The following is a 24,093-nucleotide window of genomic DNA, read 5'->3' on the forward strand; positions in this document are numbered from 1 at the left end:
GAGAACATGCTGCCAGGGCGGGAAAACGTCGGCACCGTGGAGGATCTGCACGCGTCGGCGGCGAAACTCACCGGGTTGGACGACTTCGGGGGCGAGGACCATCTCGAAGGTCTCGGAGTACTGCTGGATTCGTATGCCACGGAGGCGGGGCTGACCCCGTATGGCAACAAGATCCATCGCGCGTTCCTGCGCGGCGCCCTGGTGGCGAGGTCGTTGAGCGAGGCCTCGTGGAAACGGAATCCGGAGTATGCCGACGTTCCCATCGAGCGGCCGATCTTCGTCACCGGCCTGCCGCGCACGGGGACCACGGCACTGCACCGCCTGCTCACCGAGGATCCGGCGCATCAGGGGCTGGAAGTCTGGCTGACCGAGGTGCCGCAACCGCGTCCGCCACGCGAGACGTGGGCGGAGAACCCGGTCTTCCAAGGAATCCAGGCGGGTTACGAGAAGCACCACGTCGAACATCCCGAGTTCATGGGCCTGCACCACATGTCCGCCGACCAGGTCGAGGAATGCTGGCAGCTCCTGCGGCAGTCGCTGAAATCGGTGTCCTACGAATGTCTCGCGCACGTGCCCTCGTACTCGCGCTGGCTGGACGGGCAGAGCTGGACCGACGCCTACCAGCGGCATCGGCGCAACCTGCAGCTCATCGGTCTGCCCGACGCCGGGCGCCGTTGGGTGCTCAAGAATCCGAGCCATCTTTTCGCGCTCGACGCGCTGCTGGAGGTGTATCCGGACGCGCTGATCGTCCAGACCCATCGCGCGCCGAGCACGATCGTCGCGTCGGTGTGCAGCCTGAACGAGCAGGCTTCGGCGGGCTGGTCCGACGTCTTCCACGGCGACGTGATCGGCCGCGGCCAGCTGGACCTGTGGGCACGCGGTGCGGAAAAGTCTTTGGAGGCAAGGAAACGCCACGATCCGGCGCAATTCTGCGATGTCCGGTACGAGGATTTCGTCGCCGACCCGATCGGCACGGTCGAAGGCGTCTACCGGCGTTTCGGGCTGCCGCTGAGCGACGCCGCCCGGGACGCGATGACCGTGGTGCACGCCGAAAGCCGTTCCGGGGAAAGGAAACCCGTGCACCGGTACGACCTCGCGGACTTCGGGCTCACCGCCGGTGAGGTCGACGAACGCTTCTCGGCCTACCGCGCCGCCTACGACCTCTGAAACTCCCGCGTTTCGTCCTCTGGATGCGGTAGTTGCACGCGCAAGTACCGCATCCAGAGGACGAAACGCGGGAGGGGTCAGAAGCCGGCGGCCGCGCGCTGGGAAGGCAGGCCGCGCGTCGTGATCCCGCGCAGGACCTCGACCCGGTCCGAACCCGGCCGCCCGAGCACCCAGCTCGACCCGGGGACCTCCTTGGCGCGTTTCTTCAGTGGTGCGAGGAGCCGGGACGCGTCCTTGTAGGACCGGATCGCGCCGTGCCCGCACACCAGGGTCGCCAGCGAGACCGTCACCGGCAGCCCGTCGGCCGACCACGGCGTGTCCAGCAGCGCGGCGGCGACCGTGCCGATCTCGTCGACGTCGCAGGCGATCAGGAAGTCGTCCCCGCCGACGTGGCTGACGCGCATCCGGCGCAGCCGGGTCTCCAGGTCGGTGAGGGTCCGGCCGAGCGTGCGGATCAGGTCGTCGCCCGCGGCGAACCCGGCGGTGTCGTTGACCGTCTTGAACGAGTCGACGTCCAGCCAGGCCGCGACGAACGGCTCCCGCGCGTTGATCCGGCGGTCGACGTCCCTGGCGACGGCGTCGCTGCCGGGCAGGCGGGTCAGCGGGCTCAGCGAGACCGCCTCCTCGACCTTCGCCTCCGCGACCCCGCGGACGACCTCGTTCACCAGCACCACGCCGACGCACCGGCCGCGGTCGTCGACCACCACGACGTCGTCGCCGGTCCGGCCCCAGTCCGCGTCGGTGACCAGTTCGAGGAATTCGAGCGCGCTCGCGTCCGCGTGGATCGTGTGCGGCCGGTCGGCGAGCCGCGAAGCCGGCCGCTTGGCGTGCAGGGCGTGGCCGTACAACCCGGTGACCGCGACCAGGAACCGCGTCCGGTCGATCGACCACTGTGGACGGTGCCGGTCGTCGATGCCGACGATGCCGCTCGGCCCGTCGGCGGCCGCCAGCACCTCGCGTACGTCGTCGCAGGTCGCGTCCTCCGGCAACGTGGTCGCGGGCCGGAGGAAGTCGCCGACGCGGCGGGCGCGGGCGGTGCCGGGGATGAACGGCCCGGGCGCGTCCGGCGCGGGCAGCGGCGCGTGATCGCCGTCCGGCGGGGCGAGCAGGTTGCCCTGCGCGATCCGCACGCCGAGCCGCCGTGCGGACTCCAGCTGCTCGGTGGTTTCGAGCCCGGTCGCGACCAGGCGGTTGTCGGTGCGTGACGCGAAGTGCAGCACCGCCTCGACCACGGCGACGGCGGCCGGATCGTGCGGCAGGCCGCGCAACACGCTGCGGTCCAGTTTCACCAGGTCGACGGGCGCCGATGCGAGCAGTGTCAGCGGGAGGTCGCCGCGGCCGAGGCCGTCGAGCGCGAGCCGGAACCCGACTTCGGTCAGCCGCCGCATACCGGTGAGCAGCAGGTCCGCGGGGATCTGCGTGAACGGCGGCCCGATCTCCAGTACGACGTCCCTGGTCCGGCGGCCCGCCAGGCTGAGCGCGTCGGTGAGCGGGTCGAACTGCGACGGCGGCGCCGCCACGGTCCGCGCGGACAGGTTGAGGTGCAGGGGGAGGGTGGCCTGCGGTTCGCGCAGCTGCCGGACGGCCTCGGCGGCGAGGCCGACGTCGACCTCGGCCAGCCTGCCGCTGCGCCGCGCGTCGGCGAGCAGTTCGTGGGCGGTGCCGCGGCCTGGCCGGGCCAAGGCTTCGAACGCGACGACGCCACCGGTGTGCAGGCTGTACAACGGCTGGTAAGCGAAGCGGACAGCGATCTGCAACGTCACAAGCGAATGTTCGCGGGTGGCGGCACGAAACGAAATACGTGTCAACTGATGTTCATCGTGAAGGCACCTGGGTTACCTAGAACGGCGTAACGCACGCCACCCGATCAGGTGTTTTCTTACTGGCCATGGTGACATCCGGAAAAGCGCCGACATTGCTTCGGTGGTACCCGAAACATCTTCGCGACCGCTGGTGAATGCCCGCTGATGCGCGATGGGCAAGGTGAAGAACCGATCGAAGAACACCGGGACCAGTTCGGGCGGCATTCCGCACAGCGCCCGCAGCCCGTACCGCCGCAATCCGTGCACGGCGCGCGCCGAAGACGGCCACAGCGCCCGGTGCGCGGCCGACGCCGCCGCGGCGGGGCCTCGATCCCAAGCCTGGGCCACGGCGTCGGCCACCGGTTCGGCGAGCCGGATCGACGTCGCGACGCTGTACCCGGTCGCCGGGTGCACCAGCGAGCCGGCCGCCCCGAACGGAACGGTCCGGCCGCGGCGGGGCACCGGCACGTCGAGCACGATCCGGACGCGCTCCTCGCGCCCGCGCGACGTCAGACCGACGGCACTCAGCCTGGCTCGCAGCCGCGCTGCCAGAACGTCGAGCGGCAGGCCCGGCCTGCGGGCCAGCGAGGTCTCCTCGACCAGAACGGTGCCGTCGCCGAGCGGCAGAACGTACAGGAATCCGGACTCCGTGTGCCGCCAGTCCATGAACACGGCGGTGTCCGGAGCGTCGACCAGCCGCAGCGCGTCCTCGGCCGGGAGGGCGGCGCCGAACGCCGTCTGCTCGTACCGGACGCCGCGCGGCCGGGCCCCGGACGCGTCGACGTACAGGCCGGTCGCGAGCGTTCGACCGTCCTCGAGACGCACCGACGAACCCTGCCCGCCGTGGTCCACGCCGGACACCGTCCCGGTGATGACGTCGTAACCTCCGTCGAGCCACCGGCGCAGGCCGGCGTTGTCCATCACCAGGTAGGGCCGCTCCAGGAGGTGCCGTCTGGTCCCGAAGGCGAGCGTGGCCGCAGGCGCGCACGCGATGGCGCTCGCGGGCAGCGCGGGCAGTTCGTCGGCGAACAACCCGTAGGTCGCCCGCCAGCGCCGGCCAGGCGCCGGGTCGACGAGGACCGTCTCCAGCCCGCGCCGGGCGCAGGCACGCGCGAGCGCCCGGCCCGCCGGGCCGCCACCCGCGATCACCACGTCCGCCACCTGCGTATCTCATCACGCCGCCGCGACGGATACGGTGTCACGCATGGAACAGACGGACCCGAGGACGTGGCGGCGCGATCCGGAGAGCGAGAGCGCCGGGTTCACCGACCTCGCCACGAGCCCGTTCCGGATCGACCGTGACCGGATCGCCGCGTCGCCGTTCTTCGCCCGGCTCGGCGGGGTGACGCAGGTGGTCAGCGCCGGCGGTTCCGGGCTGCTTCACAACCGGCTCACGCACAGCCTCAAGGTCGCGCAGGTCGCGCGCGCCATCGCCGAGCGGATCAACGCGAGCAGCGATTCCGCCGAACTCGCCGCGAAACTGGGCGGCTGCGATCCGGACGTCGCCGAGGCCGCGTCGCTCGCGCACGATCTGGGGCATCCGCCGTTCGGGCACCTCGGCGAGCAGACCCTCGACCGGATCGCCCGCCACCGTTTCGGCCTCGCCGACGGTTTCGAAGGCAACGCGCAGTCGTTCCGGATCATCACCACCACCGACGTGCGCGGCCCGTCCGCCTCAGGGCTCGACCTCACCACGGCGGTGCGCGCCGCGGTGCTGAAGTACCCGTGGGCGCGGTTGCACGTGCCCGACCCGCATCCGACGTCGATGCCCGTCCAGCCGCGCGGCGCGGCCGAACCCGCCGACGCCCCCGGCACCGGTGCGAGCAAGTTCTCCGCCTACAGCACCGAACTCGACGACTTCACGCAGGCGCGGGCCCCGTTCGACGGCCGGATCGAACCCTGGCAGCAGACCGTCGAAGCGTCCGTGATGGACACCGCCGACGACATCGCCTACGCCATCCACGACCTCCAGGACTTCCACCGGATCGGCGTCCTGCAGCACGCTCCGGTCGCCGCCGAGTTCTCCGGCTGGGTCGATCACGCGCTGGAACTGGCCGCGCTGGACGACGCGACCTTGACCGCCGAACGGCGGCTGCCCGGCCGTTCGCTGGAACGGCTGCGCCGCCGCATGCACGCCAAGGACGGCTGGATCGTCGACGACGACGCCTTCACCAGCGCGGTCGCCCGTGTCCGCGCCGAACTCGTCGACGGCCTGCTCGCCACCGGCTTCGACGGGTCCATCGAGGCCGAGCAGGCCACCGCCGCGTTCTCGGCGAAATGGACCGCGCGGCTCGTCGACGGTGTCCAGGTGGTGGCTTCGCCGTCGACCCGGACAGGGCATCTCACCCTGCGTCCCGCCCAGTGGCACGAGGTGCAGGTGCTGAAGTTCGTGCACCGGCGGTTCGTGCTGCTGCGCCCGGAACTCGCGCTGCACCAGCGCGGGCAGGCGAGCCTGGTGACCACTTTGGTCGACGCGCTCGACGCGTGGCTGCTCGACCGCGACGAGTTCTACCGGCTCCCGCGACGGTTGCACGATCTGGTGGAACTGGCGCGGTCCGAGTTCTCCGCGCTGGCGCGGACGTCGCCGGAACTGCTCATCGGAGCGACCGGGGAACCGGTCACCGGTGCCGACGCCGTACGGGGCCTGGCGCGCGGGCGGGCGGTCGTCGACTTCGTGGCGTCGCTGACGGACAAGCAGGCGGTGACCCTTTTGGACGGCTTGTCGGGCCGCGCTTCGCAACCATGGTCGGACTCGTTCGTCCTGTGACGACACGATTACCCTGAACGGCCCACGGTCTGCGGCCGAATCCGGAAAATACCCATCCGACGTCACCCGAACGGCGCCTCCCGCCGGTGCACGCCCGGTACTTAGCTTGATCCAGCCGGTGATCGCCGGCGTCGGTCAGCGTGAGTCGGGGCACGCGCCTAGGAATCGGAGGCGCACGTGCGTCCAACCCGTTCTAGCAGGAGAAGAAGAACGATCCTGACCGCGGGCACCGCTGCCCTCGTCACCGCGCTCGGCCTGGTGAGCCCGCCCGGCGCGGCGGCGGAAAGCGGATCCCCGGACGCGTTCTCGGCGAACACCGTCCGGCAGATCGAGGCCCTGCAGTCGATCAAGAAGAGCCAGAACGCCGGCGAGTCCAAAGTGGACAGCCGGCTGCTCGTCGAACAGAAGCTCCGCGCGCAGCGGATGTCGGCCTCCGCGGTTCCCGCACTGGGGTCTGGGGCGAATGTCTCCGCGGCCGGCACCGTTCTCGTGGACATCCGGGGCCAGGTCTCGGAAGAACTCCTCAAGGGACTGCGTGAATCCGGTGCGGGGATTCGCGCGGTTTCCGAGCGGTACGGCAGCGTGCGCGCCGAGGTTCCGCTGAACGCGGTCCCGTCGATCGCGGCCCGCGCCGACGTCAAGAAGGTCGAGACCGCCAACGAGGCGTTCACCGCCCGCCAGCTCGCCGAACCCGCCACCGCGGGCAAACGGGAGAGCAAGGAGGAGAAGGCCGCCCGGATCGCGGACGAGCTGAAGAAGGCCGTCGAGGCCAAGGGACAACCCCGCATCGCGGCCGGTCCGACGAACAGTGAAGGCGACCGCGCGCACAACGCCGACACCGCCCGCCAGCAGTTCGGCGTCACCGGGGTCGGCACCAAGATCTGCGCGCTGTCCGACGGTATCGACTCGCTCGCGACCTCGCAGGCACGCGGCGAACTTCCGGCGGGCGTCGACGTGATCCCCGGCCAGGAAGGCGACGGCGACGAGGGCACCGCGATGCTCGAGATCATCCACGATCTCGCGCCGAACGCGGAGCTCGGTTTCGCCAGCGCGTTCAACTCCGACGCCAGTTTCGCCGACAACATCCGCAAACTGCGGTTCGACGCGGGGTGCGACGTCATCGTCGACGACGTCCTGTACTTCAAGGAATCGCCGTTCCAGGACTGGATCATCGCCCAGGCCGTGAACGACGTGACCGCGAACGGCGCGCTGTACTTCTCCTCGGCCGGTAACGAAGGCAACGTCACCGACGGCACTTCCGGCCACTGGGAAGGCGACTTCGTCGACTCCGGCAAGAGCGTCGGCAAATACGCCGGTACCGCGCACAACTTCGCCGGTGCCGCGGGCAACCAGATCTTCCAGCCGCTCTCGAACGCGTCGGGCCGGGTGCCGGTCACGTTGTTCTGGTCCGACCCGCTGGGCGCCTCGAACAACGACTACGACCTGTACCTGCTGAACGCGGCGGGCAACGTCGTCGACTTCAGCCAGGACGTCCAGAGCGGCACTCAGGACGCCTACGAGCGGGTGGACACCACCGGTGTCGCCGGGCTGCGCCTGGCCATCGTCAAGTTCTCCGGTGAAGGCCGCTACCTTTCGCTGTCCGCGCTGCGCGGCCGGTTCTCCGACTCGGCCGACGGCCTCAAGGCCTACACCAGCCCCGGCGTGACCGTCGGCCACTCGGCCGCGCGGGACGCGTTCAGTGTCGCGGCGGCACCGGCGGCCAAGGCGTTCCCCCGCGCCCTCGAACCGGGCGACCCGGCCAACCCGGCCGGTCCGTTCCCCGGCGCGTTCGGCGCGGCCACGAAGGTCGAACGGTTCACTTCGGACGGTCCGCGGCGGGTGTTCTACCAGGCCGACGGCACGCCGATCACCCCGGGCAACGTGTCCGCGACCGGTGGTGAGGTCCGCGCCAAACCGGACATCACCGCGGCCGACGGGGTCTCCACCAGCGTCACCGGCTTCACCACGTTCTATGGCACGTCGGCCGCCGCACCGCACGCCGCCGCGATCGCGGGCCTGGTGCTCTCGGGCAACCCGGGGCTGCCCCCGGCCGAGGTGCGTGAAGCGCTGATCAACACCGCCGTCGACATCCTCGCCCCCGGGCGCGACAACTCCAGCGGCGCGGGCGTCATCCTCGCCGACAAGGTGCTCGCCTACACCGGCGCCAGCCCTCAGCCGCTCGCGTCCGCGGGCCAGCCGACGGTCACCCCGGCCGACGGAGGCTCCGCGCTCGACCCGGGCGACACCGCCAAGGTCACCCTTCCGGTGACCAACCGCGGCGACGGCACCGCGACGTCGACCAGCGTCGTGCTCTCCAGCCCGACCCCGGGTGTCACGGTGGCGCCGCGGTCGAAGTCGTACGGCACGATCAGCCCCGGGCAGACCGGCGTGAACGACTTCACCATCACCGTCCCCGCCACGCAGGAACTCGGCGTGCCGGTGGTGCTGAACGCGCGCGTGACCTTCGCGGGTTCGTACTCGCCGACGACGTCCACGTTCTCGCTGCCGGTCGGCACCCCGTCGCCGGTGACGCGGGACTTCGCCTACGCCGGGGACGCCGTGGCGATCCCGGACAGCGACCCGACCGGCGTGACCGTGCCGATCACGGTGAGCGGCGTCGGGCGCGCGTCGAAGCTGACGTTCTCGGTGGACGGCGCGACCTGCAACACCGACCAGACCTCGGCGACGGTGGGTATCAACCACTCGTACGTCGGTGACCTGGTCGGCACGCTGACGTCGCCTTCGGGCGCGAAGGCGACGGTGTTCCAGCGCAGCGGCGGCTCGGGCAACAACCTGTGCCAGGTCGTCTTCGCCGACACCGCGGCCGCCGCGTTCAGTTCGGTGAGCGCGGCGAACGCCCCGTTCACCGGCACCTACAAGCCGGCGCAGGCGCTCGGCGGCCTGACCGGTGCGGCGGCCGACGGCACGTGGAAGTTCACCGCGGTCGACGTCGCCGGTGGCGACACCGGGTCGATCCGCTCGATCTCCTTGCACATCAACGGTTTCGTGCAGCCCGGTGTGGCCGAGCGGCCCGCGGGTGTCGGGAAGTCGGTGGGGCGTGGGCCGGTGAAGCCGGTCTAGTCCTCTGGCCATGCGCGTGAAGGTCCCCTTCCCTCGGCTGAGCCGAGGGAAGGGGACCTTCACGCGGAGTCGGAAGGCGTGACTCGCGTGATCAGAGACGTAACTCGCGTGCTTGGAGACGACACTCACGAGTTACGCCTTCAATCACGCGAGTTTCGGCGCCAGTCACGCGAGTTCCGTGCCTGAGCACGCGAATGCGGGGGACGGGGCAAGGGAACGGCAGCGTGGGTAGCCGGCAGGCGGTCGATGTCGCGAAAGCCACTTTCGCGACGTCTGATGTCCCGAAAGTGGCTTTCGCGACCTGCCCGCGAGCGTCGCCGCGAAACGACACGAGACGAATCGGTTGCCGATCCGGCTGGGCCCCGTACGTTGGACCCATGGCGAGGGAGCGGCAGGTGGCGGGCGGGGGACGCGCGGTCGAAATCGCGCCGGATCGCCTCGAAGGCTGGTACGCCCGCTTCGCCGCCCGCAACGAAGGCGTCCGCCTCACCGAACTGAAGCCGGACACCGTCACGGTCGTCGCGGACAACGGTGTCGTCGCCGTCGCGACCGTCCCTTTCGGACCGCTGAACGCCGAAGGGACCATGCCAGGCCTCGCCGTCGGCCCGCTCATTGAGCACGCGCTGATCTCGCGGAGGATCGCGCTCCTGCTGGTGCGCCGCGGCGGGCACAGCGTCGGGATCGCGCGCGGGGGAGCGGTCGTCCAGTCCAGGACGGACCGCCATCTCGTGCAGGGCCGGTCCGCGGCGGGCGGCTGGTCGCAGCAGCGGTTCGCGCGGCGGCGGGAAGGGCAGGCGCGCTCGGCGCTCCGTTCCGCCGCGGACGACGCTTTCGAGGTGCTCGTCCCGCAACTGTCCGAAGTGGACGCCGTCGTGCTCGGCGGTGATCGCCGCGCCCTGGAATCCCTGTGTGAGGACAAGCGTCTCGCGCCGTTGTTCCACCGTGCCGAGGCCCGCGTTCTCGACATCGCCGAACCGCGCCGCACGGTGCTCGAAGACGCGGCCGAACGGGCGGTCGCGGTCGAGATCACCCTTTCCGGGCCGTGACGTCGGGCACGGTCGGATAAAACCGTTCGACACCGGCCCGTACACTGATCGCGTGGACATCCTCTTGGAGTAGCTCCTCGTCTGCCCACCGGCAGACGAGTCGAAGCTGTCCGCTCATCCACCCCTTGTACCGGGAGTTCCCGTGATCACGGCCTCTGGCCTGCAGCTGCGCGCTGGTTCGCGCATCCTGCTCGACGACACCAACGTCCGCATCCAGCAGGGCGACCGCATCGGCCTGGTCGGCCGCAACGGCGCCGGCAAGACCACCTCGCTCAAGGTGCTGGCGGGGGAGGGCGAGCCGTACGCGGGCGAGGTCCGCCGCAGCGGCGAGCTCGGCTACCTCCCGCAGGACCCGCGTGAGGGCGACCTGTCCGTCACCGCGAAGGACCGCGTGCTCTCCGCACGCGGCCTCGACACCTTGCTGCGCAACATGGAAAAAGCGCAGAACGCGATGTCGGAGCTGGTGGACGAGAAGGAACGCGACAAGGCGGTCAACCGCTACAGCCGTCTCGAAGAGCGCTTCGCCTCCCTCGGTGGGTACGCTGCCGAGAGCGAGGCCGCGCGGATCTGTTCCAACCTCGGCCTGGCCGACAGGGTGCTCGCGCAGACGCTGCAGACGCTCTCGGGTGGTCAGCGCCGCCGCGTGGAGCTCGCCCGGATCCTGTTCGCCGCCGCCGAAGCGGGCGCGGGCGGCAAATCCGAGACGATCCTGCTGCTCGACGAGCCCACCAACCACCTCGACGCCGACTCCATCAACTGGCTTCGCGGCTTCCTGAAGCAGCACGACGGCGGTCTCGTGGTCATCAGCCACGACGTCGAATTGCTCGCGGACGTGGTCAACAAGGTGTGGTTCCTCGACGCGACCCGCGGCGAGCTCGACCTCTACAACATGGGCTGGCAGCGCTATCTCGACGCGCGCGCCACCGACGAGAAGCGGCGTCGCCGCGAGCGCGCGAACGCCGAGAAGAAGGCGTCCGCGCTGCAGCAGCAGGCCGCCAAACTGGGGGCCAAGGCGACAAAGGCCGTGGCCGCCAAGAACATGGCCCGCCGCGCCGAGCAGATGCTGTCCGCGCTCGACGAGACCCGGCAGGCCGACAAGGTCGCCCGGATCAAGTTCCCCGAGCCCGCCCCGTGCGGTCGGACGCCGCTCACCGCCGAGGGGCTGTCGAAGTCCTACGGTTCGCTCGAGATCTTCACCGGTGTCGACCTCGCCATCGACCGCGGGTCGAAGGTCGTCGTGCTCGGATTGAACGGTGCCGGAAAGACGACACTGCTCCGGCTGCTCGGCGGAATGGAAACTCCGGATACCGGCGAGACCATTCCAGGTCACGGATTGCGTTTGGGCTATTACGCACAGGAACACGAAACGCTCGACCACGATGCGTCCGTGTGGGAAAATATCCGTCACCTCGCGCCGGACACCGGAGCGCAGGAGTTGCGGAACCTTCTCGGCTCGTTCCTGTTCACCGGCGAGCAGCTCGATCAGCCCGCCGGCACGCTCTCCGGCGGCGAGAAGACGCGGCTCGCGCTCGCCGGTCTGGTGTCCAGCGCTGCCAACGTTTTGCTGCTCGACGAGCCGACGAACAACCTGGACCCGGCCAGCCGTGCCCAGGTCCTGGACGCCTTGCGCAGCTTCGCCGGAGCCGTCGTCCTGGTGACGCACGACCCGGGCGCGGTCGAGGCGCTGGAGCCGGAACGCGTGATCCTCCTGCCGGACGGAACCGAGGACCATTGGTCGGCGGATTATCTGGAACTTGTCCAGCTTGCGTGAGGCCTGCGTCCGTTCGGGTGCTTGATCGATGCCATCCGGCCACTGAAATGGCCCAATGTGATCGCGGTTTCAGCAGTTTTGCGCTCGTCGTCTGGCATTCCGGCGCTCAGTGTTCGATCATTGCGGCGACAGGGGCCGTTATGTGGCCCAGAACACTCTCGGCGGGAAGGCGATCGACGTGGCTGATCTCAAGAAAGGCGCGCGGATCACCGGCAACACGCGTGACAAGCTGGCCGCTGACCTGAAGAAGAAATACGAGAAGGGCTCGAGCATCCGCGCTCTCGCGGAGTCCACGGGTCGCTCGTACGGGTTCGTGCACCGGGTCCTCTCGGAGTCCGGCGTCCAGCTGCGCGGCCGTGGCGGTGCCACCAGGGTCAAGAAGAAGTAGTCACGAGGAAGTAGCGGACTGCTGCGCGGGGGGCGCAGTTCCCTTTCCAGGGACCGCTGTTTCACGGGTTTCCGCGGCCAGGAAGGCCAGCCTGGCACCGAGCAGGACCAGCGGATACACCAGGTAGCCGTACCTCGTCGCCGGAGTGAGCATGATCAGCGCGACGAGCCCGACGGCCATGCGCAGCAGCGCGTCCGAGCCGGTCGCGGGTGGACGGCGCAGCAGCCAGACCAGGATCGCGACGGCGGCGATCCCGAGCAGGGCGAACGAAACCGCCGTGCCCACCGGGCCGAGCGAGGCGATGAGGTGACCGGGCAACGGGCTCGCCGCCGGTGACTTGATCACGCCGATTCCCATCGGGAACCGGAAGACGTGCTCGACGAACGCCTTGGGGTCGACCAGGTAGACGGGGACGTGCAGGACGAGGGTCGTCACCACGAGTGCCGCGGCGAATCCGCCCAGTGCGCGGAGGCCACGCCGCGTGATCAACAGAACACCCAGTACCACGATCGCCGGCGCGACGATGAGTTTCGCGCTGACCACCAAGGCCAGCACCAGACCCGACAGGATCGCGCGGCCCGTCGCGGCCAGCGCGAAGGACAGCACCAGCAGCCCGGCGATGGCCAGATCCGGGCCTGCGACCGCCCAGGTCAGCGCCGTCAGGGGGCAGGCGAGCGCGAGTTGCGCCGCGCTGACCGGGATTTCCGGCCACTTCAGCAGTCGCAGCGTCAGCAGCACGCAGGCGACGGCCGCCAGCGCGAACATCCAGCGGGCGTCGGTGAGGGCGTTCGCGACCGGCCCGCCGCCGAAGAGCGCGCGCGGCAAGCCGAAGACGGTCATCACCGGACCGTAGGGCGTGTAATCGTTTACTTCCACCGCGCGACCGAGCGCGGTGACGTCGACGTACGGGGTTCCGTTCTCCAGCAGGAGTTTCGCCGACCGTTCGATGACCCAGACCTCGGGCTGCGCGGCCCACGAGTTCGGCGTGACGAGCCAGTCCACTCCGGTCAGGCGGCGAATGACGAGCATTCCCAACGGAAGGATCATGGCGAACAGGCCGATGGCACCGATACCGAGCCACCGCGAACCGAGCGCGCCGGACAGCGGCTTGCCGCGCCGGGCGGCGATCGTCAGCCAGCCGGTGTGGACCACGGCGAGGCCGTAACCCGCCACCGCGAAGTTCGCCCACACGCGATAGCCGTAGAACTCCGCGACGGCCGTGTTCACGACGGCGAAGATCAGGCATCCCGTGTAGAAGACCAGGTCGATGGTCAGTCGTCGCCGGTCTGGGTCGGTGGTCACCGGCTCAGGCTACCGACGCGGCGGCATGCGCCGGAAAGAGGACGCGGAAACCGGGAAGCATCCGGCGCGATCCGGTGTTGGTCATGCGTATATCCGGGAAAACTCTCGACTAATATCGAGGTTCTGGGGGCAAAGAGAGGGTTCTCATGGACAACACCTGGTCGCTGATGAACTCGGCGATGAAGTCGGCCGACGTTCCGAAGGGGCTGCACAAGGGCACGCTGCGCCGGGTCGCGCGGTTCGCCAGGCCGCATTGGCGAAGGTTGCTGATATTCCTGGTGCTCACCGTCGTCTCGGCGGTGCTGGCGGTGAGCACGCCGGTGCTGGCCGGGAAGGTGGTCGACGCGATCGTCGGCGGGCACGACGTCTCGCTGGTGGTGTGGCTCGCCGTCGTGATCGCGGCGCTGGCGCTGATCGACGCCGGGCTCGGGCTGGCCGAACGCGCGCAGTCGTCGAGGATCGGGGAGGGGATCATCCTCGACCTGCGGCTCGCGGTGTACCGCCACGTGCAGCGGATGCCGGTCGCGTTCTTCACGCGCACCCGCACCGGCGCGCTGGTGAGCAGGCTCAACAACGACGTCATCGGCGCGCAGCGGACCTTCACCGCGACACTGTCCGGTTTGGTCACCAACGTGATCCAGCTCGTGCTGTCGCTGGTGGTCATGGTGACGCTGTCCTGGCAGGTCACCCTGCTGGCGTTGGTCCTGCTGCCGGTGTTCATCCTGCCGACGCGGCGGCTCGGCAGGCGGATGGCCGCCCTGCAGCGGGAAGCCGGTCAGCTCAACGCGTCGATGACCACGCAGATGACCGAACGGTTCTCCGCGCCCGGTGCGACGTTGGTGAAGCTGTTCGGCGACCCCGCTCGCGAAGCGGGCGAGTTCGGCGCGCGGGCCGGGCGCGTGCGCGACATCGGCGTGCGCACGGCGATGCTGACGCGCTGGTTCCTCACCAGCCTGACCACGGTTTCCGCGCTCGCGCAGGCGCTGGTCTACGGTTTGGGCGGCTACCTCGCGCTGACCGGGGCGCTCGCGCCGGGCACCGTCGTGGCGCTGGCGTTGCTGCTGACCAGGCTGTACTCGCCGCTCACCGCGCTGGCGAACGTCCGGGTGGACGTGATGACGGCGCTGGTGTCGTTCGAGCGGGTCTTCGAGGTGCTCGACCTCAAGCCGATGATCGAAGAGAAGCCGGACCCGCGCCGCGTTCCCGAAGGCCCGGTTTCGGTGGAGTTCTCAGACGTCCGGTTCGCCTATCCCGCGGCGGACCGGTACTCGCTGGCGTCGCTGGAGGACGTGTCCACTTTGGACCACCGGGGCGGTGAAGAGGTGCTGCACGGCATCAGCTTCCGTGCCGAACCCGGGCAGATGGTGGCGCTGGTCGGATCGTCGGGCGCGGGCAAGTCGACGATCGCGTCACTGCTGCCGCGTCTCTACGACGTCGACGCCGGATCGGTCCGGTTGTCCGATGTGGACGTTCGAGAGCTGGGTTTCGCCTCGCTGCGGGAAACCGTCGGCGTGGTGACCCAGGACGGGCACCTCTTCCACGACACCATCCGCGCGAACCTCGAGTACGCGCGGCCCGGGGTCACCGACACCGAGATCTGGGCGGCGCTGGAGAAGGCGCGGCTGGCCGAGTTGATCCGGGAGCTGCCGGACGGGCTGGAGACCGTGGTGGGGGAGCGGGGCTACCGGCTCTCCGGCGGGGAGCGGCAGCGGCTGACCATAGCTCGGTTGCTGCTGGCGCAGCCGAGGGTCGTCGTCCTCGACGAGGCGACCGCGCATCTGGACTCGCAGTCCGAGGCGGCCGTGGGCGAGGCGCTGACCGACGCGCTGGACGGGCGGACCGCGCTGGTCATCGCGCACCGGTTGTCGACGGTCCGGGCGGCGGACCAGATCCTGGTGATCGAGCACGGGGAGATCGTCGAGCGGGGGACGCACGAAGAGCTTCTCGCGCGCGAAGGGCGCTACGCGTCGCTTTACCTGACGCAGTTCTCGGAGGAGCCTGCGGCCGCGTGACCGAGGGCTCGGCTCCCGCCTGATGTGTCATGAAAGGGTCGTTCAGGACGTTTTTCGTCCTGAACGACCCTTTCATGACATCCGGAGCGGGTCAGGCGAGGGCAGGGGAGGCGAAGGTCGCGTTCACCAACGCCATCTTCCGCGGATCGTCCCGCATGAGCGGCCCCATCCGGTTCATCGTGTAGCCGAAGGCGATCCCGCTCTCGGGGTCCGCGCCACCGGACGAGCCGCCGAGCCCGTCGTGCCCGAAAGCCCTCGGGTTCGGGCCGAAGCCGCGTTCCTCGCTGCCGAGGTAGAACCCCAGCGCCCATTCGTTGCCCAGCCCGCCGACGACGTCGGCCTCGCGCCCCTGTCCTTCGCGGGCGGTCGCGAGCGCTCCGGCAGAGAGCAGCCGGCCCGAAGCGAGCGCTCCGTAGACGGTCGCGATGGCCTTGGCCGTGCCGTGCCCGTTCAGCGCGGGCAGGATCGCGCGTCGCCACTCGGGTTCGTTGGCGTCGCGGCCTTGGACGCGCGGATTCGCCAGCGCCGCGAGGGCGGCCGGTCCGGCGTTGGCGAACGCCTGGGTCAGGGCGGTCGTCATCTCTTCGCTGAGCACGGGCTCGACGAGGGTGGAGCACCGCGCCAGATCGGCTTCGGAGTCCAGGCCGATCCGGAAATCCGCGTCCAGCGGGCCGGCGACGTGACGGGCGAAGTACGCGCGGACGTCCTGCCCGCTCACCCGGCGGATCACCTCGCCGACGAGGAACCCGAACGACAGCGCGTGGTAGCCGCTGGCGGTGCCCGGTTCGAAGAGCGGTGCCTGCGCGGCGAGCAGCCCGGTGATGTGGTCCCAGTCGTAGAGTTCCTCGACCTTCACCGGCCGGTCGACGCCGATCCCGGTCACCCCGGAGCGGTGCGAGAGCAGCCATCGCACGGGAATGTCCTGCTTGCCCGCGGCCGCGAACTCCGGCCAGTACTTCGCGACGGGCGCGTCGATGTCGAGCGCGCCGGTGTCGGCGAGGTGGTGCGCGCAGAGCGCGGTCATGCCCTTGGTGGTCGACCAGACGTTGGTGAGCGTGTCCGCCCGCCACGGGGTCGTCCGGTCCGGATCGGCCCAGCCCGCCCAGAGATCGACCACGGTCTCGCCGTGCCGGGTCACCGAGAACGCGGCGCCGAGCTCGCCGCGTTCGGCGAAGTTCTCTTCGAAGGCGGCGCGGACGGGTTCGAAGCCCGCCGCGCACTCGCCGTGGATCTCGGTCATGGCACGGACCTCCTGCGGACACCGACCGGTCGGTATGTGACCGTAGAAGTGCCGCGAGGGCGAGTCAAGAGGCCCGCCCCCGCGGATCGCTACCGCAGCGCCGGGACCCGCGCGCCGTACTTGGCCAGCAGCGCGGCGTTGGCCTCGTCGCCACCGTCCACGTTGGAACTGCGCCACAGCGGGATGTCGACGCCCTGTGCCGCGCCGAGGTCGACGACCTCGGCGAGCACGAGGTTCCAGAGGAACGCGTTGATCACCGTGGACAGCGGCGCGGTTCGCGGCGCCTCCGGCGGGTAGCTCGAATCGCCGGGACGGACGTGGGAGTCGAGCACGATGCTCGCCTCTTCGATCAGCGTCGTGGCCGCGCGTCGGGGCGCCGCGGCCACCGACGCGGCCGAACTCACCGCGATGACCGACGCCCCGCGCTTGCGCGCCCCGGCGGCCAGTTCGACCGGATACGGGTTGACCCCCGACGTCGAGAACACCACCAGCAGGTCGTCCGGTCCCGGGGCGCGCTCGGCGAGCACCTCTTCGGCGAGCCCGGAGCGGCGTTCGGTCTTGGTGCTGTGCTGCGCGCCGTGCAGCGGCAGCAGTTCGGGGTGGTAGACCGGGTACACGCAGGCGAGCCCGCCCGCCCGGTAGAAGGTCTCGGCGACCGCGGCCAATGAATGCCCCGCCCCGGCGGTGAACACCAGGGCGTCCGCCCGGATGACCCCCAGGATCAGCTCGGCCGACTTCCGGATCTGCTCCGCGTTACCCCGTTCGGCCTCCGCGAGCCGTTCGGCGACGTCTGCACAACGTTCGGTGGTGCTCACCACATCCGCCCTTCCGTCTGGAGATCAGCGACGAATGTATCGCGTGGACCAATGGCCGAAGTGGAATACATCGGGTCATGATCGAGGTTGACCCGATCACTGCGGCCGGGGTTTCGGAGACTGGAGGGTCCAGGGTGAGCGAGGCTGATCCCGCGGTGCGGACTTGGCGAGCACGCGGCCAGGTGAAAGCCGTGGTGCTGGTACTGCACGGCGGCGCGGAGCACAGTCATGCCCGCGTGGCGCCGTGGCGGCTGGCCTACCAGCGGATGGTGCCGTTGGCGAGGGACGTCCACCGGGCTGGCCGGGCGCACGGGGTCGAGGTGCGGCTCCTGCGCAACCGGATCTACGGCTGGAACGACCACGGCACCGACGCGCTCGCCGACGCGCGCTGGGCTCTGGACCGGATCCACGACGAGCACCCTGGGGTTCCGGTGATCCTCGTCGGTCATTCGATGGGCGGGCGGGTCGCCCTGCGCGTCGCCGACGATCCGGCCGTCATCGGGGTCTGCGCGCTGGCCCCGTGGACACCACCGGGTGAACCCATCGGTGCCGTCGGCGGCCGTGCCGTGCTCATCGCGCACGGGACCAAGGACCGGATGACCGATCCGGTGGCGTCACACGCTTTCGCGGAACGCGCCGAAAAGGTGACATCGCGGTCGGCGCGATTTGAAATAGGCGGCGAGGGGCACGCGATGCTACGAAGGTCTCGCGTCTGGAACCGTCTCGTCCGGGCTTTCACCCTCGAGCTGGTCGAAGCCGGCGGAAGCGACGAAACGCTGAGCGGCGCCTGGGGGCGGCCGAGCTCGGAACGGCTGCGGATCCCGGTCTAGACCGGGTGGGAGGGAGTTTCTCATGTCCACGTCGAGCGTCGATCGGACGGCCGGTTCGTCCGGCCTGCCTGACGAAAACCGGTGGCCGGGACTGGCCACCCCGCCGCATTCCCCGTTCCGGGCGCGGATCGCCGAGCAGCTGTTCCGGCAGGCGGTGCGCCCGCTGAACGTCCGCGTGCGCATGCCCGACGGCTCGCGGCTCGGCGCGGGCGGGCCGGACGCGCCCGAGATGCGGCTCAACCGCCCCGCCGCCTTCTTCCACCGCCTCGGCGTGGACGCGAAGATCGGCTTCGGTGAGGCCTACATGGTCGGCGACTGGACGAGCGACGCGCTCGCCGAGGTGCTGACCCCGTTCGCGGAGCGGATGGCGACGCTCATCCCGCCGTTGCTGCAACGGTTCCGCCGGTTCGTCGACCGCGGCCACCCCGCGGGCGAGGAGAACACCGTCGAGGGCGCGCGGGCGAACATCCATCGCCATTACGACCTGTCGAACGACTTGTTCGGCGCGTTCCTGGACCCGTCGATGATGTACTCGTCGGCGTTGTTCGGGCCGGACGACGATCTGACCGCCGCCCAGCATCGCAAGATCGACAGCGTCCTCGACTACGCCGGGGTCCGCGATGGCGGCACCGTGCTCGAGATCGGCACCGGCTGGGGTGAACTCTCGATCCGGGCCGCCGCGCGCGGAGCCAAGGTCACGTCACTGACCATTTCCGAGGAACAGGCGAAGCTGGCGACCGAGCGCATCGCGGCGGCGGGTTTCGCCGACCGGGTCGACGTCCGGCTGTGCGACTACCGCGACTCCACCGGTCAGTACGACGCCGTGGTCAGCGTCGAGATGATCGAAGCGGTCGGGGAGGCCTACTGGCCGACGTTCTTCGAGACCATCGGGAAGCGGCTGAAGCCGGGCGGCAGGTTCGGGCTCCAGGCCATCACCATGGACCACGAACGCATGCTCGCCGCGGCCCGGTCGTACACCTGGGTGCACAAGTACATCTTCCCCGGCGGGCTCATCCCGTCGACCACTTCGGTCGAGCAGGGTGTGCTGGCGCACACCCGGCTGAAACTGCAGGGCGTGCGCGAGTTCGGGCAGGACTACGCCCATACGTTGCGGTTGTGGCGGGAGAGGTTCACCCAGCGGTGGGACGAGATCTCCGAATGGGGCTTCGACGACGTCTTCAAGCGGATGTGGGAGTTCTATCTGGCGTACTCCGAAGCGGGCTTCCGGTCGGGGTACCTCAAGGTCCACCAGTTCGGATTCGCCGAAAACGGACGGTGAGCTCCACCCAACCGATGCGGGGTGCCGGACGTCCTTCACCTAGGGTCTGCGGTTGACTGGGCCCTACACGCGAGATCGGGACGGGTGATTCGGCATGACGTATGGAGGCGACGACCGAGGGCGACGGATGCCGCCGCCCCAGCGGCCGCCGTCCGGCCGCCCCCGGCGGCATCAGCCCGCGCAGATGATGCCGCTGCCGGGCCGGGGGAGCAGCCCGTACGACGAGCGGACGAGGCCCATGGGGCACGGCGGCCAGGAGCGGCCCTCCGGCCCGCCACCGCGCCGCCCAGGCCCGCCGCAGCCCCCTCCGGGGCGCCCGATGGACGACGCGCGCCCGCCGCGGCGGCGTAAGCGCTGGGGCTTCGGCAAGGTGCTGCTCACCTTGCTGACCGTGTTCGTGGTGTTCCTCGCCGGCGTGTGGGTGTACCTGGAGTTCTCCATCAACCGCGTCGACGCGCTGGCCGACTACTCCGGCCGCCCCGTCGCGGCCGAAGGCACCAACTGGCTGATCGTGGGCTCCGACAGCCGGGACGGGCTGACCCCCGAAGAGCAGGAGAAGCTCGTCACCGGGGACAGCAAGGCCGCCGGTGGCGGCAAGCGCACCGACACGATCATGGTCGCGCACATCCCGTCCAACAGCGTCAAACCGACGTTGCTGAGCCTCCCGCGCGACTCGCAGGTGACCATCCCCGGGCACGGCAAGAACAAGATCAACGCGGCGTTCTCGATCGGTGGCCCGACGCTGCTCGCGCAGACCGTCGAAGGTGCCACGGGTCTGCGTATCGACCACTACGCCGAGATCGGCTTCGGCGGCTTCGCGAAGATCGTCGACGCTATCGGCGGGGTCCACATGTGCTTGGACAAGCCGATGGAGGACACCCTCACCAAGATCAAGATCCCCGCGGGCTGCCAGGACCTCCAGGGCCCGCAGGCGCTCGGGTTCGTCCGGATGCGGCACAGCGAGGCCACCCCGCGTTCGGACCTCGACCGCGTGGCCAACCAGCGGAAGTTCATCGGCGCGATGGTCAGCGAGATCGGCAGCCCCGGCACGCTGCTGAACCCGTTCTCGCTGTTCCCTCTGCTGTCGACGGCGCCGGACGCGCTGACGATGGATTCGGGCGACCACGTGCACAACCTGGTGGGACTGGCGCTGGCGATGCGCGGGATCTCCTCGGGCGGCGTCGTCACCACGACGGTGCCGGTGACCAGCGGTTCGGCGGAGAACTGGGACAAGACGAAGTCGAAGCTGCTGTTCGACGCGCTGAAGAACGACACGGAGATCCCGGACAGCGCGATCCTGACCTGATCTCCGGCCGCTCTGGTGCGCTATGAACGGGCCGTTCCTTGCAAATTTCGCAAGGAACGGCCCGTTCATAGCATTCGGGGGCGTTCGCGTGCCCGAGGCGTCCGCTGCTCCCGCCAGGTGCCATGAAAGGGTCGTTCAGGACGAAAGATGTCCTGAACGACCCTTTCATGACACCCGCGAAACCTGTTCGGCGCCGAAAACCGGAGGCGCCCGGAGCGAAGGCGCGTCACCATGGGTGGATGGAAGCGCCCGCCGAGACCCTCGCCGACGAAGTCGTCACCCTGCGCCGCTGGAAGCCCGAGCAGCTCGAAACCCTCGCCGCCGTCGCGGGCGACTCCGCCGAACACCTCGGCGCGTGGATGATCTGGGCCACCTACGGGTACGGCCGTCGCGAAGCCGCCGACTTCCTGGACCGGAGCGCGAAGAACTGGGCCGACGGCAAGACCCACGACTTCGCGATCCTCGCCGGGGACGAACTCGTCGGCGGTACGGGCATGATCGTCCATCCGGACCGGATCGAGATCGGCTACTGGCTCAGCCGCCACCACACCGGCCGCGGCTACGCGACGAGGGCATCGCGGCTCCTGACCACCGAAGCCTTCCGGCTCGGCGCGCCGGAGGTCGAGATCCGGCACGACGAGAAGAATCACGCGAGCGGCGCCGTGCCCGCGCGGCTGGGGTTCACGATGATCGGCGAGAAGAAGACCGAACCACCGCTCGCCCCCGCCTGCGCGGGAGTCAGCCGGATCTGGCGGCTCAAGCGTCCTTAGTCTCGCGCTCCCGCAGGGCCGCGAGCGCCTTGTCGGCGTGCACGGTGAACTTCAGCTCGCTCTTGATCACTTCGAGCACCTTGCGGTCGGTGTCGATGACGAAGGTGTGCCGTTTGGCGTGCAGCGGGCTGAACTTGCGCCAGACACCGAACTGTTTCGCCACCACACCGTCCACATCGGACAGCAGGGGATAGTCGAAACCGTGCTTGGCCGAGAACTCCTGCTGTTTGGCGACGGCGTCCGGGCTGATGCCGACGCGGTGCGCGCCCACCTCGGCGAATTCCGCGGCCAGATCGCGGAAGTGGCAGCTTTCCGCGGTGCAGCCGCTGGTCATCGCGGCGGGGTAGAAGAACAGCACGACCGGGCCGGAGGAGAGGAAGTCCGACAGCGTGCGCTGCTCGCCCTTGTCGTCGGGCAGGGTGAAGTCCGGGGCGATGTCACCTTGGTCCATGGACCGATCCTGTCACGTCGGTGGGCGGAGCTGAGGTGTGACCGGCGCGGGTTCACCGGAGAACACAGCTCAGTGGGCGTGCCGTTCGATCAGCTCGTCGACCTCGTCCCCGGTCGCGGAATCCGCGACGAACGAACCACGCGCCGCGAGGACGCCGTACCGCCGCAGCCGTTCGGCCTGTTCGTGGCTGAGGACGCCCTCCGCGCCGATGCGCAGCTTCAGCTCCTTGGCCCTGGTGACCAGCTGGCACAGGTGGCGGACGTCGGCCTCGTCCTCCCCGTCTGCCAGCGCGTCGACGACCGCTCCGGACAGGATCACGTGGCGGACCGGCAGCCCGTGCCGCGGGATCAGCTCCAGATCGTCCGAACCGGAGATGGTCAGCACCAGCTGAGCGCCCAGGTCGGCCAGTACGGCGAAGGAGTCGAGCACCTCGCCGCATTCGTCGAGGATGGATTCGCGGTCCGTGCACAGCCGCAGCGCCTGGGCGGGCAGGTTGTGCCGGTCGAGCTGTTCCTTGACCAGCAGGACCAGATCGGGCTCGATGGCCAGCCGGTTCGGCAGCCGCACGCAGACGTCGGGCGCGGCTTCACCGAACCTGCTCCGCCATCTCGCGGTGGCGGCGAGTGATTCGGCCAGCAGCCACCGGCCGAGCGGGATGGTCATCCCGGTGATCTGCGCGAGCGGATAGAACTCGTCCGAGTCCAGTTCGCCCTTCTCCGGGTGACTCCAGCGCAAACCGGCGTTGACCGCGGCCAGCTGGTCGGGATTCGCGAGCTTCACCGTCGGCTGGTAGATCAGCGAGAACTCGCCGTTCTCCAGCGCGCCCGCGATGACCGCGCCGAGCTGGTAGCGGCTCCGGTCACGCGCGTCGAGTTCCGGATCGAACAGCATCCACTGTGCCTTGCCCGCCTCCTTGGCGCGGTGCAGGGCGATTTCCGCGGCGCGAAGCAGATCCTCGGGACCACCTTCGGCGACCCCGCGGACGACGATGCCCGCGCTCGCGCTGACGCCGATCCCGTGCCCGCCGAGGTAGATCGGCTCGACCAGTTCGTCCAAGGCCTGCTCGACCAACGCGATCACCTGGGGCGAGGTGAAGTCGCCGCGCAGGAGGACGGCGAACCCGTCGCCGGACAGGCGGGCGACCGATCCGTCGTACCTTCCGGTGAAGACCGACGTGAGCTTCTTCGCGACCCCGCGCAGGACCTGGTCGCCGACGCCGGCCCCGAGGCCGTCGTTGATCACCTTGAAACCGTCGACGTCGAGATAGACGAGCGCGACCTGCTCGGTGCCGGACCCGGCCAGCGCGGTTTCGAGGGCGTTGCCGAACGCGGTGGCGTTGGGCAGGCCGGTCAGCGGGTCGTGCACGTTCTGGTGCAGCAACCGTTCCTGCAGCAGGTGGATCTCGTTCGCGTCGGCGACCATCAGCACCGGATAGGTGGAATCGGGCCGGTCGCCGGGGAGGTCGGTCAGGGTCACGTCGACCCAGAGCGTGCCCTCCTCGCAGTGGTCCAGGAGCAGGCGTTCCTGTTGCGTCGGCTGGCCGTGCGTCATGAGCTGCGCGAGCCCGTTCCGCAGCCGGGCGACGTCGTGTTCGGCGGCGCCTAGATCGGGGATCTCCCGCCCGCGCAACGCGGCGGGACGGCAGCCGAGGAGACGGCCGAGCGCGGCGTTCGCCTCCACGATCGCGCCGTTGGTGTCGGCGAGGGCGATTCCTATGGGCGAGGCCGAATAGAGCTTCGAGAAGCGCAGCACGGCGGGCTGATGGTCGGGCTCGGCCAAGACGGCGTCCTGGGCGACACCGAGCAGCAGCTGTTCGAGTTGCTCCTTGGGAAGCGATACTCCTTTAGTGTCAGCGAGCGTCTCGGCCCATCTCCGAGCGACGTCCACCAACCCTGGCGCGGAACCAGGTTCGGGCACACTTCACCTCTTCATGCGCGGTTGATGGCCAGCTCAGACCGGGTGTCCGAGCCCATGGGCCCACACTAGGTATGAGCCGGCCGGGTGTAGTGCCACGGCATCATGCGCGATCCGGGGTGTCTACCGGCTGAAAGGGTGATCGCTGCTAC

Annotated in this window: 18 protein-coding genes; 11 read left to right on the forward strand and 7 right to left on the reverse strand. The window is 69.7% G+C overall.

From position 1 onward, the window contains the following. Nucleotides 1-6 precede the first annotated feature (6 nt). Nucleotides 7-1,167 carry a sulfotransferase family protein gene (locus ACOCEP_RS25430; RefSeq protein ID WP_482331485.1) on the forward strand — a complete coding sequence of 387 codons (1,161 nt, stop codon included), beginning with the start codon at nucleotides 7-9 and terminating at the stop codon, nucleotides 1,165-1,167. 77 nt (nucleotides 1,168-1,244) lie between these two features. Here the strand turns inward: ACOCEP_RS25430 and ACOCEP_RS25435 are convergent, their stop codons facing one another. Together ACOCEP_RS25435 and ACOCEP_RS25440 are read right to left on the reverse strand one after the other, a co-directional pair. Continuing rightward, nucleotides 1,245-2,930 (reverse strand): EAL domain-containing protein, encoded by a 1,686-nt coding sequence (locus ACOCEP_RS25435; protein WP_482331486.1) that lies wholly within the window; start codon nucleotides 2,928-2,930, stop codon nucleotides 1,245-1,247. 72 nt (nucleotides 2,931-3,002) lie between these two features. Further along, a complete protein-coding gene (locus tag ACOCEP_RS25440) occupies nucleotides 3,003-4,130 on the reverse strand; it encodes a lycopene cyclase family protein (RefSeq protein ID WP_482331487.1) in 1,128 nt (375 codons plus the stop codon). 43 nt (nucleotides 4,131-4,173) lie between these two features. Here ACOCEP_RS25440 and ACOCEP_RS25445 point away from each other — a divergent pair, with 43 nt between their 5' ends. The 5 genes from ACOCEP_RS25445 (at nucleotide 4,174) to ACOCEP_RS25465 (ending at nucleotide 12,022) form a co-directional block, all read left to right on the forward strand. After that, on the forward strand, nucleotides 4,174-5,736 hold the full coding sequence (locus ACOCEP_RS25445) for a deoxyguanosinetriphosphate triphosphohydrolase family protein (RefSeq protein ID WP_482331488.1): 1,563 nt from the start codon (nucleotides 4,174-4,176) through the stop codon (nucleotides 5,734-5,736). 213 nt (nucleotides 5,737-5,949) lie between these two features. Further along, entirely contained in the window at nucleotides 5,950-8,817 is a 2,868-nt protein-coding gene (locus ACOCEP_RS25450; RefSeq protein WP_482339821.1) for a S8 family serine peptidase, read from the forward strand. A 377-nt stretch (nucleotides 8,818-9,194) separates the two neighbouring features. Then, nucleotides 9,195-9,863: an acVLRF1 family peptidyl-tRNA hydrolase gene (locus ACOCEP_RS25455; protein ID WP_482331489.1), complete on the forward strand. Its 669-nt coding sequence runs from the start codon at nucleotides 9,195-9,197 to the stop codon at nucleotides 9,861-9,863. 142 nt (nucleotides 9,864-10,005) lie between these two features. Then, the gene (locus tag ACOCEP_RS25460; protein WP_482331492.1) at nucleotides 10,006-11,634 is read left to right on the forward strand and encodes an ABC-F family ATP-binding cassette domain-containing protein; all 1,629 of its coding nucleotides are present in this window, start codon (nucleotides 10,006-10,008) and stop codon (nucleotides 11,632-11,634) included. A 178-nt stretch (nucleotides 11,635-11,812) separates the two neighbouring features. After that, on the forward strand, nucleotides 11,813-12,022 hold the full coding sequence (locus tag ACOCEP_RS25465; protein ID WP_003071237.1) for a helix-turn-helix domain-containing protein: 210 nt from the start codon (nucleotides 11,813-11,815) through the stop codon (nucleotides 12,020-12,022). Here ACOCEP_RS25465 and ACOCEP_RS25470 read toward each other — a convergent pair whose 3' ends face one another. After that, on the reverse strand, nucleotides 12,023-13,324 hold the full coding sequence (locus ACOCEP_RS25470; protein ID WP_482331493.1) for a glycosyltransferase family 87 protein: 1,302 nt from the start codon (nucleotides 13,322-13,324) through the stop codon (nucleotides 12,023-12,025). A 146-nt stretch (nucleotides 13,325-13,470) separates the two neighbouring features. On the opposite strand from ACOCEP_RS25470, the gene ACOCEP_RS25475 reads away from it, so the two are divergent. Next, nucleotides 13,471-15,336, forward strand: a complete 1,866-nt coding sequence (locus ACOCEP_RS25475; RefSeq protein WP_482331495.1) for an ABC transporter ATP-binding protein — start codon at nucleotides 13,471-13,473, stop codon at nucleotides 15,334-15,336. Between the two features lie 91 nt (nucleotides 15,337-15,427). Here ACOCEP_RS25475 and ACOCEP_RS25480 read toward each other — a convergent pair whose 3' ends face one another. Both ACOCEP_RS25480 and ACOCEP_RS25485 read right to left on the reverse strand, forming a co-directional pair. Then, a complete protein-coding gene (locus ACOCEP_RS25480; RefSeq protein ID WP_482331496.1) occupies nucleotides 15,428-16,576 on the reverse strand; it encodes a serine hydrolase domain-containing protein in 1,149 nt (382 codons plus the stop codon). 89 nt (nucleotides 16,577-16,665) lie between these two features. Further along, entirely contained in the window at nucleotides 16,666-17,394 is a 729-nt protein-coding gene (locus ACOCEP_RS25485) for a sugar isomerase domain-containing protein (protein ID WP_482331497.1), read from the reverse strand. Nucleotides 17,395-17,525: 131 nt separating this feature from the next. Between ACOCEP_RS25485 and ACOCEP_RS25490 the strand changes: the two genes are divergently transcribed. The 4 genes from ACOCEP_RS25490 to ACOCEP_RS25505 all read left to right on the forward strand — a co-directional run bounded on the left by ACOCEP_RS25490 (nucleotide 17,526) and on the right by ACOCEP_RS25505 (nucleotide 21,576). Continuing rightward, nucleotides 17,526-18,221: an alpha/beta hydrolase gene (locus tag ACOCEP_RS25490; protein WP_482331498.1), complete on the forward strand. Its 696-nt coding sequence runs from the start codon at nucleotides 17,526-17,528 to the stop codon at nucleotides 18,219-18,221. Between the two features lie 22 nt (nucleotides 18,222-18,243). Further along, nucleotides 18,244-19,500 (forward strand): class I SAM-dependent methyltransferase, encoded by a 1,257-nt coding sequence (locus tag ACOCEP_RS25495; protein ID WP_482331500.1) that lies wholly within the window; start codon nucleotides 18,244-18,246, stop codon nucleotides 19,498-19,500. 94 nt (nucleotides 19,501-19,594) lie between these two features. Further along, the gene (locus tag ACOCEP_RS25500) at nucleotides 19,595-20,806 is read left to right on the forward strand and encodes an LCP family protein (protein WP_482331501.1); all 1,212 of its coding nucleotides are present in this window, start codon (nucleotides 19,595-19,597) and stop codon (nucleotides 20,804-20,806) included. A 239-nt stretch (nucleotides 20,807-21,045) separates the two neighbouring features. Continuing rightward, a complete protein-coding gene (locus ACOCEP_RS25505; protein ID WP_482331502.1) occupies nucleotides 21,046-21,576 on the forward strand; it encodes a GNAT family N-acetyltransferase in 531 nt (176 codons plus the stop codon). Here ACOCEP_RS25505 and ACOCEP_RS25510 read toward each other — a convergent pair. Both ACOCEP_RS25510 and ACOCEP_RS25515 read right to left on the reverse strand, forming a co-directional pair. Next, nucleotides 21,563-22,027 (reverse strand): peroxiredoxin, encoded by a 465-nt coding sequence (locus ACOCEP_RS25510; RefSeq protein ID WP_482331503.1) that lies wholly within the window; start codon nucleotides 22,025-22,027, stop codon nucleotides 21,563-21,565. The two genes, ACOCEP_RS25505 and ACOCEP_RS25510, sit on opposite strands and share 14 nt — an antisense overlap. A gap of 69 nt (nucleotides 22,028-22,096) precedes the next feature. Continuing rightward, nucleotides 22,097-23,944: a diguanylate cyclase domain-containing protein gene (locus ACOCEP_RS25515; protein ID WP_482331504.1), complete on the reverse strand. Its 1,848-nt coding sequence runs from the start codon at nucleotides 23,942-23,944 to the stop codon at nucleotides 22,097-22,099. Nucleotides 23,945-24,093 lie beyond the last annotated feature (149 nt).

The organism is Amycolatopsis sp. CA-211722 (genome assembly GCF_056828465.1).